15 protein-coding genes are annotated in these 17,036 nt (G+C 66.3%); 14 read left to right on the plus strand and 1 reads right to left on the minus strand.

Annotation, left to right across the window (positions count from 1 at the left end; all coding sequences use genetic code 11):
• The first annotated feature begins 4 nt into the window (after positions 1-4).
• The 8 genes from HAV18_RS20380 to HAV18_RS20415 all read left to right on the plus strand — a co-directional run bounded on the left by HAV18_RS20380 (position 5) and on the right by HAV18_RS20415 (position 8,748).
• The gene (locus tag HAV18_RS20380) at positions 5-2,101 is read left to right on the plus strand and encodes an FUSC family protein (protein ID WP_166959052.1); all 2,097 of its coding nucleotides are present in this window, start codon (positions 5-7) and stop codon (positions 2,099-2,101) included.
• Positions 2,098-3,582: an MdtP family multidrug efflux transporter outer membrane subunit gene (locus HAV18_RS20385; RefSeq protein ID WP_166959054.1), complete on the plus strand. Its 1,485-nt coding sequence runs from the start codon at positions 2,098-2,100 to the stop codon at positions 3,580-3,582. Before HAV18_RS20380 ends, HAV18_RS20385 begins: the two co-directional genes overlap by 4 nt.
• 74 nt (positions 3,583-3,656) lie before the next feature.
• Positions 3,657-4,061, plus strand: coding sequence for a MarR family winged helix-turn-helix transcriptional regulator (locus HAV18_RS20390; protein WP_243771733.1), 405 nt, complete (start codon positions 3,657-3,659; stop codon positions 4,059-4,061).
• A gap of 48 nt (positions 4,062-4,109) precedes the next feature.
• The gene (locus HAV18_RS20395) at positions 4,110-4,754 is read left to right on the plus strand and encodes a paraquat-inducible protein A (RefSeq protein ID WP_166959058.1); all 645 of its coding nucleotides are present in this window, start codon (positions 4,110-4,112) and stop codon (positions 4,752-4,754) included.
• Positions 4,751-5,380, plus strand: a complete 630-nt coding sequence (locus tag HAV18_RS20400; protein ID WP_166959061.1) for a paraquat-inducible protein A — start codon at positions 4,751-4,753, stop codon at positions 5,378-5,380. The genes HAV18_RS20395 and HAV18_RS20400 overlap by 4 nt, the downstream gene beginning before the upstream one ends.
• The gene (locus HAV18_RS20405) at positions 5,373-6,995 is read left to right on the plus strand and encodes an intermembrane transport protein PqiB (protein ID WP_166959063.1); all 1,623 of its coding nucleotides are present in this window, start codon (positions 5,373-5,375) and stop codon (positions 6,993-6,995) included. Before HAV18_RS20400 ends, HAV18_RS20405 begins: the two co-directional genes overlap by 8 nt.
• Entirely contained in the window at positions 6,992-7,675 is a 684-nt protein-coding gene (locus tag HAV18_RS20410) for a membrane integrity-associated transporter subunit PqiC (protein WP_166959064.1), read from the plus strand. Before HAV18_RS20405 ends, HAV18_RS20410 begins: the two co-directional genes overlap by 4 nt.
• A 140-nt stretch (positions 7,676-7,815) precedes the next feature.
• Positions 7,816-8,748, plus strand: coding sequence for a LysR family transcriptional regulator (locus HAV18_RS20415; protein WP_166959738.1), 933 nt, complete (start codon positions 7,816-7,818; stop codon positions 8,746-8,748).
• 92 nt (positions 8,749-8,840) lie between these two features.
• Here the strand turns inward: HAV18_RS20415 and HAV18_RS20420 are convergent, their stop codons facing one another.
• Positions 8,841-9,314: a MarR family winged helix-turn-helix transcriptional regulator gene (locus HAV18_RS20420; protein WP_166959066.1), complete on the minus strand. Its 474-nt coding sequence runs from the start codon at positions 9,312-9,314 to the stop codon at positions 8,841-8,843.
• A gap of 478 nt (positions 9,315-9,792) precedes the next feature.
• On the opposite strand from HAV18_RS20420, the gene HAV18_RS20425 reads away from it, so the two are divergent.
• The 6 genes from HAV18_RS20425 (at position 9,793) to HAV18_RS20450 (ending at position 16,972) form a co-directional block, all read left to right on the plus strand.
• Complete coding sequence (locus tag HAV18_RS20425) at positions 9,793-11,079, plus strand: CdaR family transcriptional regulator (RefSeq protein WP_243771734.1); 1,287 nt, start codon at positions 9,793-9,795, stop codon at positions 11,077-11,079.
• Positions 11,080-11,653: 574 nt separating this feature from the next.
• Positions 11,654-12,535: an endo alpha-1,4 polygalactosaminidase gene (locus HAV18_RS20430; protein ID WP_166959068.1), complete on the plus strand. Its 882-nt coding sequence runs from the start codon at positions 11,654-11,656 to the stop codon at positions 12,533-12,535.
• Between the two features lie 534 nt (positions 12,536-13,069).
• Positions 13,070-13,624: a cytochrome b gene (locus HAV18_RS20435; RefSeq protein WP_166959070.1), complete on the plus strand. Its 555-nt coding sequence runs from the start codon at positions 13,070-13,072 to the stop codon at positions 13,622-13,624.
• A 4-nt stretch (positions 13,625-13,628) separates the two neighbouring features.
• Complete coding sequence (locus HAV18_RS20440; protein ID WP_347814775.1) at positions 13,629-14,600, plus strand: nitronate monooxygenase; 972 nt, start codon at positions 13,629-13,631, stop codon at positions 14,598-14,600.
• Between the two features lie 482 nt (positions 14,601-15,082).
• Positions 15,083-16,216 carry a TIGR03364 family FAD-dependent oxidoreductase gene (locus HAV18_RS20445; RefSeq protein WP_347814776.1) on the plus strand — a complete coding sequence of 378 codons (1,134 nt, stop codon included), beginning with the start codon at positions 15,083-15,085 and terminating at the stop codon, positions 16,214-16,216.
• A 141-nt stretch (positions 16,217-16,357) separates the two neighbouring features.
• Positions 16,358-16,972 carry a pyridoxamine 5'-phosphate oxidase family protein gene (locus tag HAV18_RS20450; protein ID WP_347814777.1) on the plus strand — a complete coding sequence of 205 codons (615 nt, stop codon included), beginning with the start codon at positions 16,358-16,360 and terminating at the stop codon, positions 16,970-16,972.
• The last annotated feature ends 64 nt before the right edge of the window (positions 16,973-17,036 follow it).

Below are 17,036 nucleotides of genomic sequence, written 5' to 3' on the forward strand. Positions count from 1 at the left end.
ACACATGGACGCCGAACCTTCCCTGTCGGGCGGCCTGCAACGTCTCGCGCGCTTCGTGGGCGGCGAGATCCGCCCGTATCCGGGGCGCATGAACGTGACGCTGCGCTGCGTGCTGACCAGCGCGCTCGTCATCGTCACGTCGATGGCGCTGCAGGTGCCGCTGCTCGCGCTGTCGCTGATCGTCGTGTTCTACGTGACGCAAGCCAACGTCGTCGTGACGCGCATGATCGGCACGCTGTTCATCATCGGATCGACCGCGGCGATCGTCTGCACGATCCTGGTGCTGAAGCTGACCTACGACTATCCGCTGCTGCGGATCCTGCTGGCCGGTGCACTGTTCTTCGTCAGCGTCTACATGATGCGCGTGGCCAGGATCGGCGTCGTGTTCTTCATCGTCGGCCTGATCGTCATCTACGTGCAGACCTTCGTCGACCAGACGGATCAGGCTGAACTGCTGGTGCGCCTGGTGCTGTGGGTCTGGGTTGCGGTCAATTATGCGATCGCACTGACGCTCGTGATCAATACGCTGTTCCTGCCCGCCGAACCCGTGCGCCAGCTCGAAGCCGCGATGCGCGCGCAACTCGACGCGATCGACACGACCCTGGCAGATCTCGAACACGGCACGTCGGCTTCCGGCGTGCCGGGGGCGCGCGCCATCCAGGCCGGCGCGTTGACGCTGCAGAAGCTGCTGCGTTTCGCAACGATGCGGGATGCGGCGTATCGCAAGGGTCAGGCATTGCACCTGGCGCGCGCGGCAACCGTGTCGCGCCTGTACGCCGCCACCGGCCACCTGCCGGCCGCCGCGGCCGGATTGCCGGCCGACGTGATTCCCGCGCTGCGTGACGCATGCCGGGGCCTCGGCGATGCGATCGGGACCGGCACGCAATATGTCGCGCCCACGGCATTGGCCGAGTTGCCGGCCGACGGGTTGCCCGGCGCGCTGGCGGAAATGCGCGACGCGCTGCTGGCATTCGCGGATCGATCCGCAGCGCCGCCGGACGCCGAATCGCCGGCCGAAAAGGGCCGCCTGCTGGTGCCCGATGCGCTCGACAATCCGGTCTATGCGCAGTTCGCGCTGAAGACGCTGATGGCGGCCTTGCTCAGCTATGTTTTCTATATCGCGACCGATTGGCAAGGTATCCATACGATGATGCTGAGCTGCCTGATCGTCGCTCAACCGAGCCTGGGTGCGACCACCCAGCGCGCCGTGCTGCGGATCGGCGGCGCGATCGTCGGCAGCGCGCTGGCGCTCGCAATGGTCGTGTGGGTCGTGCCGCATCTCGACGGGATCGTCGGCCTGTTGCTGATGGCATTGCCGGTCATCGCGCTCGGTGCGTGGGTGGCGGCAGGCTCCGAACGCATCAGTTACGCCGGCATCCAGATCATGTTTACGTTTGCGCTGGCCTTGCTGGAGCAATTCGGCCCGACCACCAACCTGACCGAGATCCGTGACCGGATGGTCGGCATCCTGCTCGGCGTCGCGGTGTCGACAGCCGTCCATGCGTTGCTGTGGCCCGAGGCCGAGGGCGAATCGCTTCGTCAGCGCGTGGCGAAGCTGCTGCGCCGGATCGGCGCGCACCTTCGTCAGGGCGCGACAGGCCCTGTTCCCGCCGATCTTTGGGCCGAGCTGGCCGATTGCGAGGCGATGGCCGCGCGTGTCGCACTGGAGCCGGGCTGGCAGATGGCTGAAGGCCAGCAGGAAGGGCTGACCATGCGCATGCAGACCCTGCTGGCGCACGTCAGGGAAATCCTGCTGGCGACCGACGCGTTCGGGGCGGAGCGGCGATCGTTGCGATTGGCGGATCGGACCGAGGCTGCCGCGATCGCGTTTCAAGGAGCGCTCGCTGCGTCGCTGGACGATTACGCACACGGGCTGGCCGACCATCCGTTGACGGTCGACGCGCCGCCTCGTCCCGCATTGAACGCGTTGTCGGCGTGCAGCGCGGCCGACCTGTCGACGCAACCCGCCGCTGCGCTGCGAGCCGCCCACGAGCGCTTGTTGACCCGGGCCGGGAACCTGGCCAGCCAGATATCGATCCTGCCCGCCTGGGCAGACGACCCCGTCAGCCCCGCACTTACCTCGCGAGCTTCGCAAGCATGACCGTTTCGCTGATCCGATTTTCCTCTTCGTCGCTGCGTTGTGTCGCCGTCGCGGCGCTGCTGTGCGGCCTGTCCGCGTGCGCGCTGATTCGCCACGACACCCGGCCGGCCGCGGCGCTCGATCCCGAGCGCATTCGCCTGGCCGACGACATCCATCTGGCGAACGACGGCTGGCCGTCGGCCCGCTGGTGGGCGCGCTACGGCGATCCGCAGCTCGACGCGCTGGTCGAGCGCGCGCTCGGCGATTCGCCGACGATGGCGATCGCGCGCACGCGTGTCTCCCAGGCCAGGGCCAACGTCGATCTCGTGAAAGCCGGCACGAATCTGCAAGTGTCCGCGCTGGGTTCGGTGGACCGCGAGCGCGTGTCGGGCAACGGCTTCCTGGGGGCCTATTCCGGCAATCAGCCGCTGATCGGGGCGACGGGGCCCTGGTACACGGAAGGCATCGTCGGCCTCGGCGCGAGTCTCGATCTCGATATCTGGGGCAAGGAGCGCGCGCAGGTGGCCGCCGCGCTGGGGGTGCGCAATGCGCGCGTGGTCGAGATATCGGCTGTCGAACTGGAAATCGCTTCGGACGTCGCGCAGCTGTATTACGGAATTCAGACGACCTATCGGCTGGTCGATCTGCTGGAGCAACTGCACGCGATCGCGACCATCTCGGTCGATGCGCACGGCGCGCGCGCGGCGCGTGGCCTGGAGCCGCAGACGCTGACCGAAACGGCGCGCGCGCAACAACTGGCGACCGAGCGGCAGATCGTGGCGGCGCGAGGACGCATCACGCAGTTGCGTGAATCATTGCGTGCGCTGGTCGGCGCGCGTGCTGACGACGTGGGCGACATTCGCCCCGTGCCGCTGCCGTCCCAGCCGTCTTCACTGCCGACGACGCTCTCGTACGAATTCCTCGCGAGACGGCCGGACCTGCAGGCGATGCGCTGGTATGTCGAAGCGTCGTTCGACAGGATCGACGCGGCGAAGGCCGCGTTCTATCCGAGCTTCGACATCAAGGCGTTCTTCGGTGTCAACGCACTGCATCTGGCCGACCTGTTCACGCATGCGAGCCAGCAGATCAACCTGATTCCCGGGCTGACCTTGCCGATTTTCGACGGCGGCCGGCTCAACGCGAATCTCGGCGGCGCGCGCACGGCGAGCGACCTGCTGATCCTGCAGTACAACCAGGCAGTGCTGAACGCGGTGCGCGACGTGGCGATGACCGGCAGCCAGCTACAGGATCTCGACACCGAGGCGAAGCTGCAGACGGAGAAGATTCAGGCGGTGCGGTTCGCACAGGACAGTGTCGACGCGCACTACCGAACCGGATTGGCGAGCCGGCTTGCCGCCGTGGAGGCGAAGCAGGCGGTGCTCGTGGAACGCATGGTGCTGCTCGACATCGACGGACGACGGATCAGCCAGGACATCGCGCTGACCAAGGCGCTGGGCGGTGGTTATCGGGCGGATGCCCCGGTCACGTTGAATCCCCGGTAGGGCGGAACATGTCCGACCGACTGTCTGCACCGGGTTGCCGCGACGTATCGCGCGAGATCGGCGATGTTTGCTCGATGCTCGGCGTCTACGTGTCGATCAAGCGGCACTTCAACCAGCGAACGTCGGCTTCGCTCGGGATTTCGTTCTCCCAGTGTTGTGCGCTCGTCCATCTCGCCTGCAGCGAGACGGTGTCGTGTCAGGCGCTGGCAAGTTCGCTCGGGTACGGCACGGGGCGCCTGTCGCGCCTGGCGGATGACCTCGAGAAGCGGGCATGGATCGTGCGCCGACGCAACGACGACGATCGCCGCGCGCTGGAGCTCGCGCTGACGCCGGCTGGCCGGGCGCTCGCGGCACGCATCCCGTCGGCGCTGGCGGAAGCCCGGCATGACGCCCTGAATCGCTTGTCGGCGCAAGAGCGTGCGGTTCTCAAACGGTTCCTCGAGCGGATGCTCGGGGAAATCGACCGGCAACCCGGTTGACTCCGGCAGCCGCGAACTTCCTGAAACACCTGGATCGATTGACGTCACGTGTCTAAACCCGCTTTGATCGCCTGCCACGAGTGCGACGCACTGTTGCACAAGCCACGCCTTGGCGGCCACGAAGTTGCGCACTGTCCGCGCTGCGGCGCGCTGCTCTACCGCAGCAGCCCGGCGGAGATCGAGCGGATTTGCGCGCTTGCGCTCGCGGCGCTGATCACGTTCGCGATCGCGCAGGCGTTCCCGATTCTCGAAATGGACGTGAACGGCAATCGCGTGCAGACGACGTTGCTCGGCGCGATCGACGCGCTGTGGCGCCAGGACATGGCGATCGTCGGCGTGATGGTGTTCTGTTCGACCGTGCTGTTCCCGCTCGTCGAGATGGCCGCGCTGCTGTACCTGCTGCTGCCGATGCGCTACGGCGTCGTGCCGCCCGGCTTCAACCTGGTGCTGCGCGCGATCCAGCTCGTGCGGCCCTGGGGGATGATCGAGGTGTTCATGCTCGGGATCCTCGTCACGATCGTGAAGATGGTGAGCCTCGCGCGCGTCGTACCGGCCGCCGCGCTGTTCGCATTCGCCGCGCTCACACTGATGACCGCCGTCGTGCTGATGTTCGATCCGATGCTGCTGTGGGATCTCGTCGACGACCTGCGCGCCGGTCGCGATACGACGGCGCTCCCCGAGGTGCGCCGTTGACCACGCCGACCGCCGCCCGCTCGGGCCTCGCGAGTTGCCACACGTGCGGGCTCGTGCAGACGCTCGACCATCCGTACGCACACTGCGCGCGCTGCGGCAGCGCGCTCCATTTCCGCACGCCGAACAGCCTGATGCGCACGTGGGCGCTGCTGCTCGCGGCCGCGATCCTGTACATTCCGGCGAACCTGCTGCCGATCATGCGCACCGCGTCGATCGTCGGCTCGCAGGAAGACACGATCATGAGCGGCGTGATCTATTTCTGGATATCGGGCGACTGGCCGCTCGCCGTCGTCGTGTTCGTCGCGAGCATCCTCGTGCCGATGCTCAAGCTCGGCGTGCTGCTGATCCTCGTGATCAGCGCGCAGCGCCGCACCGCCTGGCGGCCGCTGCAGCGCACGCGCCTGTTCCGGATCGTCGAGCGCATCGGCCGCTGGTCGATGCTCGACATCTTCGTCGTGACGCTGACCGTCGCGCTTGTCCATTTTCGTTCGCTCGCTACCATCACGGCCGGCCCCGGCGCGCTCGCGTTCGGTTCCGTCGTAATCCTGACGATGCTCGCGTCGATGCAGTTCGATCCCCGCCTGATCTGGGATCCAGTCGAAACCTCAGGGAATCACCATGAATAGTCCACAAGGCCCGCAGCACGACGCGCCCCGGCCGCCCGATCCGACGATCTCGACGAAAAGCGGCTGGCTGCCGTCGCTCGTCTGGCTCGTGCCGCTGATCGCCGCGCTGATCGGCATCGGCCTCGTGATCAAGTCCGTGCGCGAGCGCGGCCCGGAAATCGCGATCAGCTTCCACAGCGCCGAAGGGCTCGAGCCCGGCAAGACCCAGGTCAAGTACAAGGACGTCGAGATCGGCATGGTCAAGACGATCAAGCTGTCGAAAGACCTGTCGCGCGTGCTCGTCCAGGTGCAGCTCAAGAAGGAAGCCGAGGATTTCGCTGTCAAGGGCTCGCGCTTCTGGATCGTGCGGCCGCGCATCGGCGCGTCCGGCGTGTCGGGGCTCGGCACGCTGCTGTCGGGCGCGTACATCGGCGTCGACGCGGGCCGTTCGAAAGAGATCACACCATCGTTCGCCGGGCTCGAGACACCGCCTGCCGTCACTGCTGACCAGAAGGGCACGCAGTACGTGCTGCGCGGCGATTCGCTCGGCTCGGTCGACATCGGTTCGCCGGTCTATTACCGGCGCGTGCAGGTCGGCCAGGTGGTCGGCTTCTCGCTCGACAAGGACGGCACGGGCGTCACGTTCAACGTGTTCGTCAATGCACCGTACGACCAGTACGTCGGCGTGAACTCGCGCTGGTGGCAGGCAAGCGGCGTCGACCTGCGGCTGGACTCGAGCGGCCTGAAGCTGAACACGCAGTCGCTCGCGACGGTCATCCTCGGCGGTATCGCGTTCCAGACGCCACCCGGCCAGGGCAGCGGTACGACCGCACCGAACGACACGACCTTCCACCTGGCCTCCGACGAGGCCGACGCGATGCGCGAACCGGATGGCGAGCTGGTACAGGTCGTGATGAACTTCAACCAGTCGCTGCGCGGGCTCGCCGTCGGCGCGCCGGTGGACTTCCGCGGCATCGTGCTCGGCGAGGTGACGAACATCGGTATCGACTTCGATCCGAAGACGAAGAACTTCACGATGCCGGTGACGATGAACCTCTATCCGGATCGTCTCGGCAAGCACTTCCGGGATGCGGTCGGCTACCAGGGCGATGCCGCGCGCCGGCTGGTCCTGAAGCGACTGGTATCCGGCTATGGTTTGCGCGGCCAGCTGCGTACGGGGAATCTGTTGACCGGCCAGTCGTATGTCGCGCTCGACTTCTTCCCGCAGGCGCGGGCGGAGTCGATCGATATCACGAAACCGGTGATGGAACTGCCCACCGTGCCGAACACGCTCGACGAACTGCAACTTCAGCTCGCCGATATCGCGAAGAAGCTCGACAAGGTGCCATTCGACCAGATCGGCGCGAACCTGAACAGCGCGCTGGTGAACGCCAACAAGCTGTTCACGCAACTCGACACGCAGGTCGCGCCCGAGGCGCGCGACACGCTGTCGGCGGCGAAGCAGACGTTCGTTGCGGCCGAGGCGACGCTGCAGCAGGATTCGCCGCTGCAGTCCGACGTGCGCGGCGCGCTGAAGGAACTCACGCACACGCTGCAGTCGCTGAACGCGCTGGCCGATTATCTGGAACGGCATCCGGAATCGTTACTGCAAGGGAAACCCGGAGACAAGAAATGATCGTTCGCCAGCCTCGACGCGTCCGCGGCGCGACGTTTGCCGTGTGCGCGGTGGCCGCCGCACTGGCGCTCGCCGCGTGCGGCTCGCCGCCCGCGCGGTTCTACACGCTCACCTCCGCGGATGCCGCGGCCCCGGTGCGCGCCGCGCCCGCCAACCCGCCGTTCCTGATTGAAGTGCCGGCCGTCGACGTGCCCGAGCAGGTTGCGAAGAACCAGCTTGTCGTGCAGAAGAACGCCGCACAGGTCGACGTGCTCGAACAGGCGCGCTGGGCGTCGCCGCCCGCCGATGAAATCCGGCGCGCGTTGTCCGACGATCTCGCCGCGCGGCTCGGCACGATCGACGTCGCGAATGCCGCGTATCCTCCGGGCGTGCCCGTGTATCGCATCAGCGTGAACGTGCGGCGCTTCGAGTCGTGGCCCGGCAATCGTGCGGCGATCGACGCCGTGTGGAGCGTGCGTGCGATTGGCACGCAGTCGGTGATGACCTGCCGCACGAGCGTCGCCGAACCGGTCGGCGACGGTTACGATGCGCTCGTCGTGGGCCACCGGCGGGCGCTCGTCGAGTTGGCGGAGCGGATCGCGGCAGGTGTGCGGGCCATGGACGAAGCGCACGCGCATGCCGCGGCGACCGGCTCGCCGGGCCGATCCTCGCCGGTGCCGGGGCAGTCATGCCGAAATTGATGACCCTGCATTCGTCCGGCGTGGGGCACGGGTCCGTCGCCGACGCACAGCCGGCGCTCCGCGATATCGATGCCGACGCATTCGTCGAGCCAACCAGTCGTGACGGAGCAAGGAAGCGGGGTTTCGACACGCTGCGAGCGATGCGGATCTTCGTGCGGGTGGCGCAGGTCAGCGGCTTTACCGAGGCCGCTCGACAGTTGAACGTTTCGGTCACGTCGGTCTCCCGCATCGTTGCCGCGCTGGAGCGATCGCTGCGTGCACGCCTGCTGGATCGTTCGACTCGACGCGTGCTGCTCACGCCAGCCGGCGAACGCTATATCCGGCACTGCAAACAGATTCTCGATAGCGTGGACGCGGCGGAAGCCGAAGCCGAAGCCGCAGGCGGTGGCGTGCGTCCGGCCGGAAAGCTCAGGATCCATGCTTCGCCGGAACTGGGCCAGCATGACCTCATGTCACTGATCGCTCGCTACCGGCGACGCTATCCCGACGTTCGGGTCGAACTCATCTTGACGCACGCGCTGCCGGACCTGTTCGGCGAAGGTGCATGCACGGCCCTGGCGCTTCGACGGAACGTGCCCGAACCGGGATTGGCGTCGCGGCGTCTCGGACAAGTTTTCGGCATCGTCTGTGCGTCGCGCGACTACATCGCACGGCAGGGTGTGCCGCAACGTCCACGCGATCTGGCCGATCACGTTTGCCTGGGCATCACGATGCCGGGTTTCAGGCCGGACGAGTGGGTGCTTGCCGGGCCGGACGGCACGGAGACGACGGTGCCGCTGCGGCCGGCATTTCAAACCAACGTCGCGGAAGCGCTGGCAACGGGCGTTCGGGAAGGCATGGGTGTCGCGGTGTTGCCGATGGGCTCGGCGGCTGCCGGGCTACGCAACGGCGACTTCGTGCGGATCATGCCGGATTACCGCGCGTGTGTGACGAACGCTTACGCGTTGTATCCGCCGCAGCGCTATCGAGACGACACGATTCGAACCTGGATCGACTTCATCGAGGACGCGTTTCCTGCATTGCTGAGTGCCGATGAAGCAACCCTTCGATGTCCGGAGCATGTGGCGGCGTGAACGCCTGGGCGGGCCGCGTGCGAGCGCGGTTGTCGGCGCGGTGGCGCTCTTGAAGGAAACCGGTTTGCCCCACGTCGTTCACCCGCCGCGCGCTAGGCGTGACGCATTCCGTTCGCGACAATGCGGCCGAGCAGACACTTGAGCGAATGGATCTCGTCCGCGTCGAAGGTAGACAGCAACTCGTCGGAAACCGCCGAGACGATCGCCGGAACGCGGTCGGCAAGCACCTGGGCCGGTTCGGTGATGTGTAGTCTGACGATTCGCCGGTCTTCGTCGCAACGCGTGCGCGTCAGCAGGCCGCGTTGCTCCATGCGGTCGATCATTCGCGTGACGGCACTGGCATCCACATCGCATTCCCGGGCGAGATCGGCCGCCGTGCGGGCGGACTGGTTGGCGAGCAAGAGCAGCATGCGCGCCTGAGTGTCCGTCATGCCCAGTTCGGCTTCAGTGCGCCGCGAGATCGTGCGGCACATGACGGCCTTGGTTCGTTTCAGCAGATGGCCGAGCCCGTCGCTGGCCGGCCGCGTTCCTGTACCGGAGTCGTTGGGTGGGGTGGCATGGTTCATGACGTGGCGGCTCCGGTTCGTTGCGTGACCCGGCTGAAGCGGGTTCTGACGTAGCGACAGCGCGATGCGTGCCGCTCGTGTCGATATCCGGCGCCATGACCGGGGCGCCGAATTCTGAAAAAATCACTGTCTCCGCCGGGGCGGCGCCGCATCGGGAAAAACCGCCGATCGCCGGAACGGCATGCGGCCTGAATGGCTGGCGCACCGGGCCGATTGCGCCTGCGGCGGCGGGTCAGGGTGCGGAGCGCTCATGTCGATGCCGACAACGTTATCCGAGCGTCGGGATGCGCGATATGGGAAAGGTTGGGGTCAACGATGTGGTTTTTCACAATCCCCGGGCGACACCTCCTGTCGAGGCCCGGGAGGGGCGTGAACGCGACGTGATGCGACGTGCGCGCCGGTGCGTCATGCGGGGTGCGGACGATGTTTCGTGAAGCGCCGCCTGTCGCGTGGTGAATCAAATGGATGAGGATGGCGGATGGCTGCTGAAAACAGAGGTACTGAATCGACCATGAGGCCCGTCGACGTTCCGGTCACGTCGGCGCTGATGCGTGACAAGGTGCGAGAACTTGGCGCGGACCCATCGGCCGTCGTCGAACGCACGTACGCGGCACTGACCCGGATCGGAGGCTACGACGGCCTGACTTCCTCGATGCGCAAAGACATCATGGACTCGATCGAGGTGTCGCAGCGGTTGTGGTTCGAATCGGTGTCGACGGGGCAGTTTCCGTCATCCGCCGACCTGGAAGGCCTTCAGGAATTCGGGCGTCGACGCGTTCACCAGGGCATCCCGTTGTCCGCGTTGGTGCGGGCCTTTTGGGTCGGGCCGCGCGAGCTGTGGCGAGTCTGCGCGGAACTCGGTAGCCAGCACGACGAATTGCGCGACGAGCTGCTGTTCGCGCTGTCGCCCTATCTGATGGAATACTTCGACTTCATGGTGCAGCTGATATCGCGGGCCTACCTCGATGAGCAATATCAGCAGGCGCGATGGCGCGACGCGCTGCGTCACCAACTGCACGAGATCGTCTTCAGTCATGCTACGGATGACGATGCGTTCCGCAAGGCGATCAAGGCACTGGGCCTGGACCCCGCTTCGTCGAGAATTGCGCTCGCGATCGAATGCGAACGGCTCGATCGCGGGGCGATGCGATCGGACAGCGAGCTCGAACGCGTCGTGTTGTCGGTGGCGCGATACCTGAAGTGCCGGAAGGACGATCTGGTCGATGTCTGGCATCGCGATTGCCTCGTCATCTGGGCGCCATGCCATAGCGGCGAATCGGCGAGCGCGAGCGACCGGCGCCTGGAGGAATGCATGACGTCATGGCTTGGCGGCGCGGGCGGGATCGGCGCCGTCGGCATGGGGCTGGCGGGTGCCGGCGCGAAAGGGTGGGCAACGTCGGCCAACGAGGCGATTCGGGCACTGGACTTCGGCCGGCACCGTGGCGGCGACGGCAAGTTGCACCGCTACTCGGACATCGTCATCGGCGAGTGCATCCGAAGCGATGACAGTGCACTCAACTACCTGCTGTCGCTGATGCAGGAGTTGTCCGGCGAGCAGGACCTGATACTGACACTGAAGAGTTTTTTCTCGAACCTGCAGCGCCGAAAAGTGACCGCCGCCGCGCTCGGCATTCATCCGAATACGCTGGATCACCGGCTCGAGCGGATTGAAAAAATCCTGGGTGCCAGGCTCGACGACGCAGCGTGGATCGCGAAGCTGGAAATCGCCTTGAAACTGCAGGGGATGGGCGAGCGGAGCCGATGAGCGTGCGTTCGGGTTCGGCGCGTCGGCCTCCCGTCCCTGTTGGGAAAATTGCCTCCGAAACGCGAACACTCATTTGTGTCCAGGATTTCTGGATCAGATCGCGGCTACGCAAGCTTACCCGGTTGCGTGACCGGATGGGTGGGTGCATCGGTTGATGCGTGCCTGTCGATGAAGGATTGCCCGCCGAGAAACCCGGGCGATGCGTTGAGCGAGCGCGGACAAGGGGGCGGTGCTGCTTGAGGGCGCGGCTGTCCGCAGCGCAAGTCGACGTGATGAGGATGTGCATGGGGTGATGGCCTTCGTCGACGTGCGGATGTATCGGGCCGGGCGGGTGCTCGGTGCAGTTGCCGGCAGGTAGCGATGCGGATCGCCCGCAAGCCGGGGCTGCGTGCCCTGACAACAAAAATCGACAAAACGGAACAGATGGGCGCGGTGTTCCCGCCTACCATCCCGACGTGCCTCGCGCATTCCCGTACCGCCGCAGCATCGGCAGATGCATCGCCCGCATTCCGCTGCACGTGACTTCCTCGCACCCTCGCATCCTGACAAGCCGCCAACAGGCAAAGGATTCGCCATGTCCGCAAGATCATTCGCTCCATTCGTGCTGATGCTGCTGCTCGCGGCGTGCGGAGGCGACTCGGATTCGGCCGTGCCGGGCAGCATGATCGCGGCGGCCTCGGCGCGCACGTCGCAAGCCGCCGCGTGGAAACCGCTCGTGCCCGGCACGAGCTGGCAATGGCAGATCGACGGCAACACGATCAACGAGAAGGTGCTGGACGGCGTGAACAACCCCCGCAAGATGATCGACGTCGACATGGAACTGACCGATGCCGATACGATCCGGCGCCTGAAGGCGAAGGGCATCACCGTCGTGTGCTACATGGAGGTGGGCGGGCGGGAAGACACCCGCGGCGATGCCGGCAAGTTTCCGGACAGCGTGCTCGGCAACCCCGTCGAAGGCTACGAGGATCACGAACGCTGGCTGGACATTCGACAGACCGCGATCCTGATGCCCCTGATGCTGGCGCGTCTCGACATGGCGAAGAAAAAGGGCTGCGAGGGCATCGAGCCGGATCTCGACGACAGCTATCGCCAGGAAACGGGCTTTCCGCTGACGCGCGACGATCAGCTGCGATACAACACGGCGCTGATCGCCGCCGCGCACGATCGCGGGATGTCGATGGGCCTCAAGAACGGCTCGGGTATCGCTGCCGCGATGGCGAAAGTGGCCGACTGGGCGCTCAACGAGCAATGCAACAGGTTTCACGAGTGCGGTAGCTACGCGAGCTTCGTCGCGCTGAACAAGGCCGTGTTCAATGTCGAGTACACGCGTCCGGACGGCATGACGCTCGCGGATTTCTGTCCTGCGGACAACCAGGCCAATTTCGACGGCATTCTGAAACTGTCGAGCGACACGCTCTCGGCGCTGCCGCGCGCGGCCTGCCGGTTCGAGTGAGCGGCGGGCCGCGCGGATCGTCGCGCGGCGCGACGACGGGGCGCGCGATCGTCCCCGTCCGGCGTGGTGAATCGTTGCCCGACCCGGGTGGCCGCGTCCGGATGCGCGCAGGCCGCACGGTCCGTGGGCCATACGTCCGAACGCGCGTTCAGCCCTGCGTTCGAGTACCCGACCGGCATCGCGCCGGGACGATATCGCAAGGCAGTCGACGGGGAGAAGGCGTCGTTCGATGCGGCGCCGGGTGAACGAGCGATGACGGCCGGGATTCAAGACCGGCTTTCGTCGTGACGATCAGTGTTCACCAAAACAGATCATCTGGATCACAAATATTCATTTGAAGTGACCCTGCACGGCGCCTATCGTCATAGCCAACACAGACGACGTCGTGCGCAGGTCGGGCACACGCGCAACGGGCCGGTGTGCCGGGCGACGAGTCGCCGGGTTCCCGCCGCCGCATGTTCGAGCGGAGCGTGGCGATGCGCCCCGTCGTGAACCGCGCGCCGCCATTCGCCGCGTCAGATCAGGAGACGGAGCATGCAACTTCGAGACAACGGCCTGCGCTTCTCGCCCATGACGATCGCGCTGCACTGGACGGTTGCGATCCTGCTGTTCTCGATCATCGGGATGGCGATCGGCATTTCCCACGCGACCGACGTCGCGCAACGCATGCGCATGATGCAGTGGCAGAACCTGCTGGGCGTCGTGCTGTTCGTGCTGTCGATCCATCGACTGTGGGCGCGCCTGTCGTCCTTCCATCCGTTGCCGCTTGGTACGCCGAATCCGGTCGAGGTGATCGTCAGCCGGTCCGTGGCGGTGGCACTGGCGCTGGCCATGGTGCTGCTGCCTGTCGCCGTCTGGCTCGCACGATCGGCCGGCGGGGAAGTGATTGCGTTGCCGTTCGGGTACGCGGTGCCCGCGCTGATCGCGCCCAGCCCGCGTGTGCGGCATGTGGTGGACATCCTGTTCGGCATCGGCGCCGTCGCATTTCTTGCCGGATTGGCGCTGCACCTGTTCGGCGCGCTCAAGAATCATGTCGTGAAGAAGAATGACACGCTGAAGCGGATGCTTGGCAAACACGTGGAGCTTTGACGCCGTGGAATCCATCGAACAATCCTCCGGCGCGCCCACGATCGAGCGCTTGTGCGGCGTGCGCTATCCGGTCTTTCTGGCCGGCATGGCCGCGCTCTCGGGGCCGCAGCTCGTCAGTGCGGTATGCAATGCGGGTGGGCTGGGCATCCTCGGCGGGTTGCGGCTGCCGCCGCTCGCGCTGCGCAAGTGGATCCGGCAGACCCGCGAACTGACGGACCAGCCGTTCGGCGTGAATCTCGTGCCGCAATTCGGAGGCCCCGCCGTATTCGAGGCCCAGTTCCGGGTGGTGCTCGAGCAAAGGCCCAAGCTCCTGTCGCTGTTCTACGCGGAAGACGAAGCGGCCGACATCATTCCGCGCGCAAAAGACGCGGGCATGCTGGTCATGGTTCAGGTGGGGTCGGTTGCGCTGGCACGCAAGGCGATCGCGTGCGGCGCGGACATCATCGCCGCGCAAGGCAGCGAGAGCGGCGGACACATGAACCGCGGCGCGATCGGGCTGACTGTGTTGCTGCCGGCGATTCGCGAGATCGCCGAGGGGCGGCACGTACTGGCGGCGGGCGGCATCACGACGCGGGACGACGTGCGGGCGGCGATGGCGCTCGGGGCATCGGGCGTGCTCGTCGGCACGGCGTTCGTCGCGACCGACGAATCGATTGCGCATCCGCTGTACAAGCAGAAGATCGTGGACGCCACGGTGGACGATACCGAATACCGGACCGGCTACTCGTACGGCTGGGCCTACGGCACCCCGCATCGCGTGATCCCGAACCGGGACAAATGGAACCTGTTGCGTTTCATCGGCGGTGGCGCACGCGCGATCGACCCCCCGCGCATGGCACGCAAGCTGTCGCTCTATGCGGGGCAGGGGGTAGGCAAGATCGCGTGCATCGTGCCGGCGGCCGAACGCGTGGCCGAGCTTGCGGCCGGGCTCGCGCCGTTGCCGGACAGCGTCGCGATCCTCGGTGACACGCGCTGAGAAACCGCAAAACAGCAGAAGTGGCTTGAATGGCCACGTCGTCATGCGGGCTGCGGAGATCCGGTACGGACGCGCGGCAAGGGAAGGCGCGCGGTGCGCGGAATGCTGTTCCGATGTGCGTGCGAATCGCGTTTGCGCAATACGTCGCTGTCTTTCGGCGCGTCATCCGTATGCCGACACGGGGTTTCATCAACGTGATTACAGCGCATGCGAATGCGCCGCACCGACACGTCGGTGCGAATTTCCGCCTTGTCATGCGATGGCGAAATGTGCCAATTCATGCTGTTTTGTGGTATTTCACGCGAGTGTCATCTCGTGTCGCGATAGTGCGGGATCGGGCGACAAGGCCCGGGATTGAACGGCGCGAGCCGGCCCGTTCGCCCCGCTCCCGGGAATCCGTCCATGGGGCGCGGCGAGCGGCAACCGACGCACCGGCCCCGAAGGGGCGGTGCGTGTCATCTCGACAGAAGGAGCATGCAATCGTGAACGCCATCGCAGCGGCAGATGCTTATGACGTGATCGTCGTCGGCGCCGGCATCGTCGGCCTGGCCCATGCCTATACGGCGGCACTCAAGGGACTGCGCGTCTGCGTGATCGAACGCGATGCCGCATGCGTGGGCGCGTCGATTCGCAATTTCGGCTTCGTCACCGTCACCGGGCAGCACGCCGAACACAGCTGGCGGCGTGCGCGGGCGAGCCGCGAGGTCTGGGCGGACGTGGCGCCGCAAGCCGGCATCGATGTGCTTCACAAGGGCCTTCACCTGATTGCGCGTCGCCCCGAGGCGATGCACCTGATCGACGCTTTCATGCAGACCGGCATGGCCGACGGCTGCCGGGTCATGACACCCGGCGAAGCGGCGGCCGTGGCGCCGGAACTGCGGCTGGACGGCGCGCAAGGCGTCCTGCACAGCCCGCATGAATTGCGCATCGAGCCGCGTACCGCGATCGGGTTGCTGGCGTCATGGCTGGCGGAACGTTTCGGCGTGCGGTTTCGCTACGGCGAGATGGTGCACGAGGTGCGCACGCCGTCCGTGCGTACGTCGCGTGGCGTGCTGCACGCGGAGCGCGTGATCGTCTGCGGCAATGCGGACAGCCGACACCTGTACGGCGACTGGTTCGCGAAGCACGAGGTCCGCCTGTGCCAGTTGCAGATGCTGCGCGTGCGGCCGCGCCGCCCGCTGGCGCTGCGCGCCGCGGTGATGAGCGACCTGAGCCTGCTGCGGTATTCGGGTTTCGCGGTGCTGCCCGCAGCCGGCGCGTTGCGAACGCGCCTGAACGCGGAGGAGCCCGTGTGCCTCGGTTACGGCATCCACCTGATCGCGGTGCAAAGCGCCGACGGCAGTCTCGTGGTGGGCGATTCGCATGAATACGGCGCCGCACCGCTGCCGTTCGCGACGCAGGAGATCGATGCGCAGGTCCTGCGCCTGCTGCACGAAACGCTCGATGTGCCGGAACTGGATGTCGTCGAACGCTGGACCGGCAGCTATCCGTCGGCATCCGATGCCGATTGCGTGATCGAAGCGCCGGACGACGGCACGCGCGTCGTCGTCGTGACGAGCGGCGCCGGGATGAGCACGGGCTTCGGGATCGCGCAGGACGTGTTTGCCGCGTGGTGAGGGCGGGGACAGGCGCGTTGCGCAGTCCGGGGAATCGCGACGGCATGAACGGGCAAACGGCGAGCGGGCAGCGCGTGTACGATGGCAGCACGGCGCGTCCGGTTCATCCCCGCGCTGCAACGTCGACGCAAGGATGCTGATGTGAATCACGAGATCACGACCATCGCGCAACTCGAGGCGATCTACGGGACACCGCACGAACGTGCGATGTGGAAGGAAATCGATCACCTGAACGACGACTATCAGGCATTTGTGCGCGCGTCGCCGTTCGTCGCGCTGTCGTCGGTCGGGCCGCACGGCACCGATGTTTCACCGCGCGGCGATCGCGCGGGATTCGTGTCGATCGTCGATCCGAAAACGCTCGCGCTGCCGGATCGGCCGGGCAACAACCGGATCGATACGCTGCGCAATATCGTGGCCGATCCGCGCGTGTCGCTGCTGTTCCTGATTCCCGGGGTCGGCGAGACGTTGCGCGTGAACGGCCGCGCGACGATCAGCGCCGAGCCCGACCTGCTCGCGCGCCTTGCCGTCGACGGGAAAATGCCGCGCACGGTGCTGTTGATTCATATCGACGCGGCTTATTTCCACTGCTCGAAGGCCCTCGTGCGTTCGCGTCTCTGGGATCCGGGCGCGCGGATCGAACGTGACAGTCTGCCGAGCGCGGGTGCGATGCATCGGCGGCTGAGCGGCGGCACGTTCGACGGCGAATCGTACGATCGCGAACTCCCGGCTCGCACCGTCGCTGGGCTGTACTGAGCGCGGCGACGGCGATCCACGCGCGCATCGAAGCAGATCGACGGCGCGGATCGCACGTCGCATT

This window comes from Burkholderia sp. D-99, assembly GCF_011605345.1.
In the GTDB taxonomy this organism is placed as follows: Bacteria; Pseudomonadota; Gammaproteobacteria; order Burkholderiales; family Burkholderiaceae; genus Burkholderia.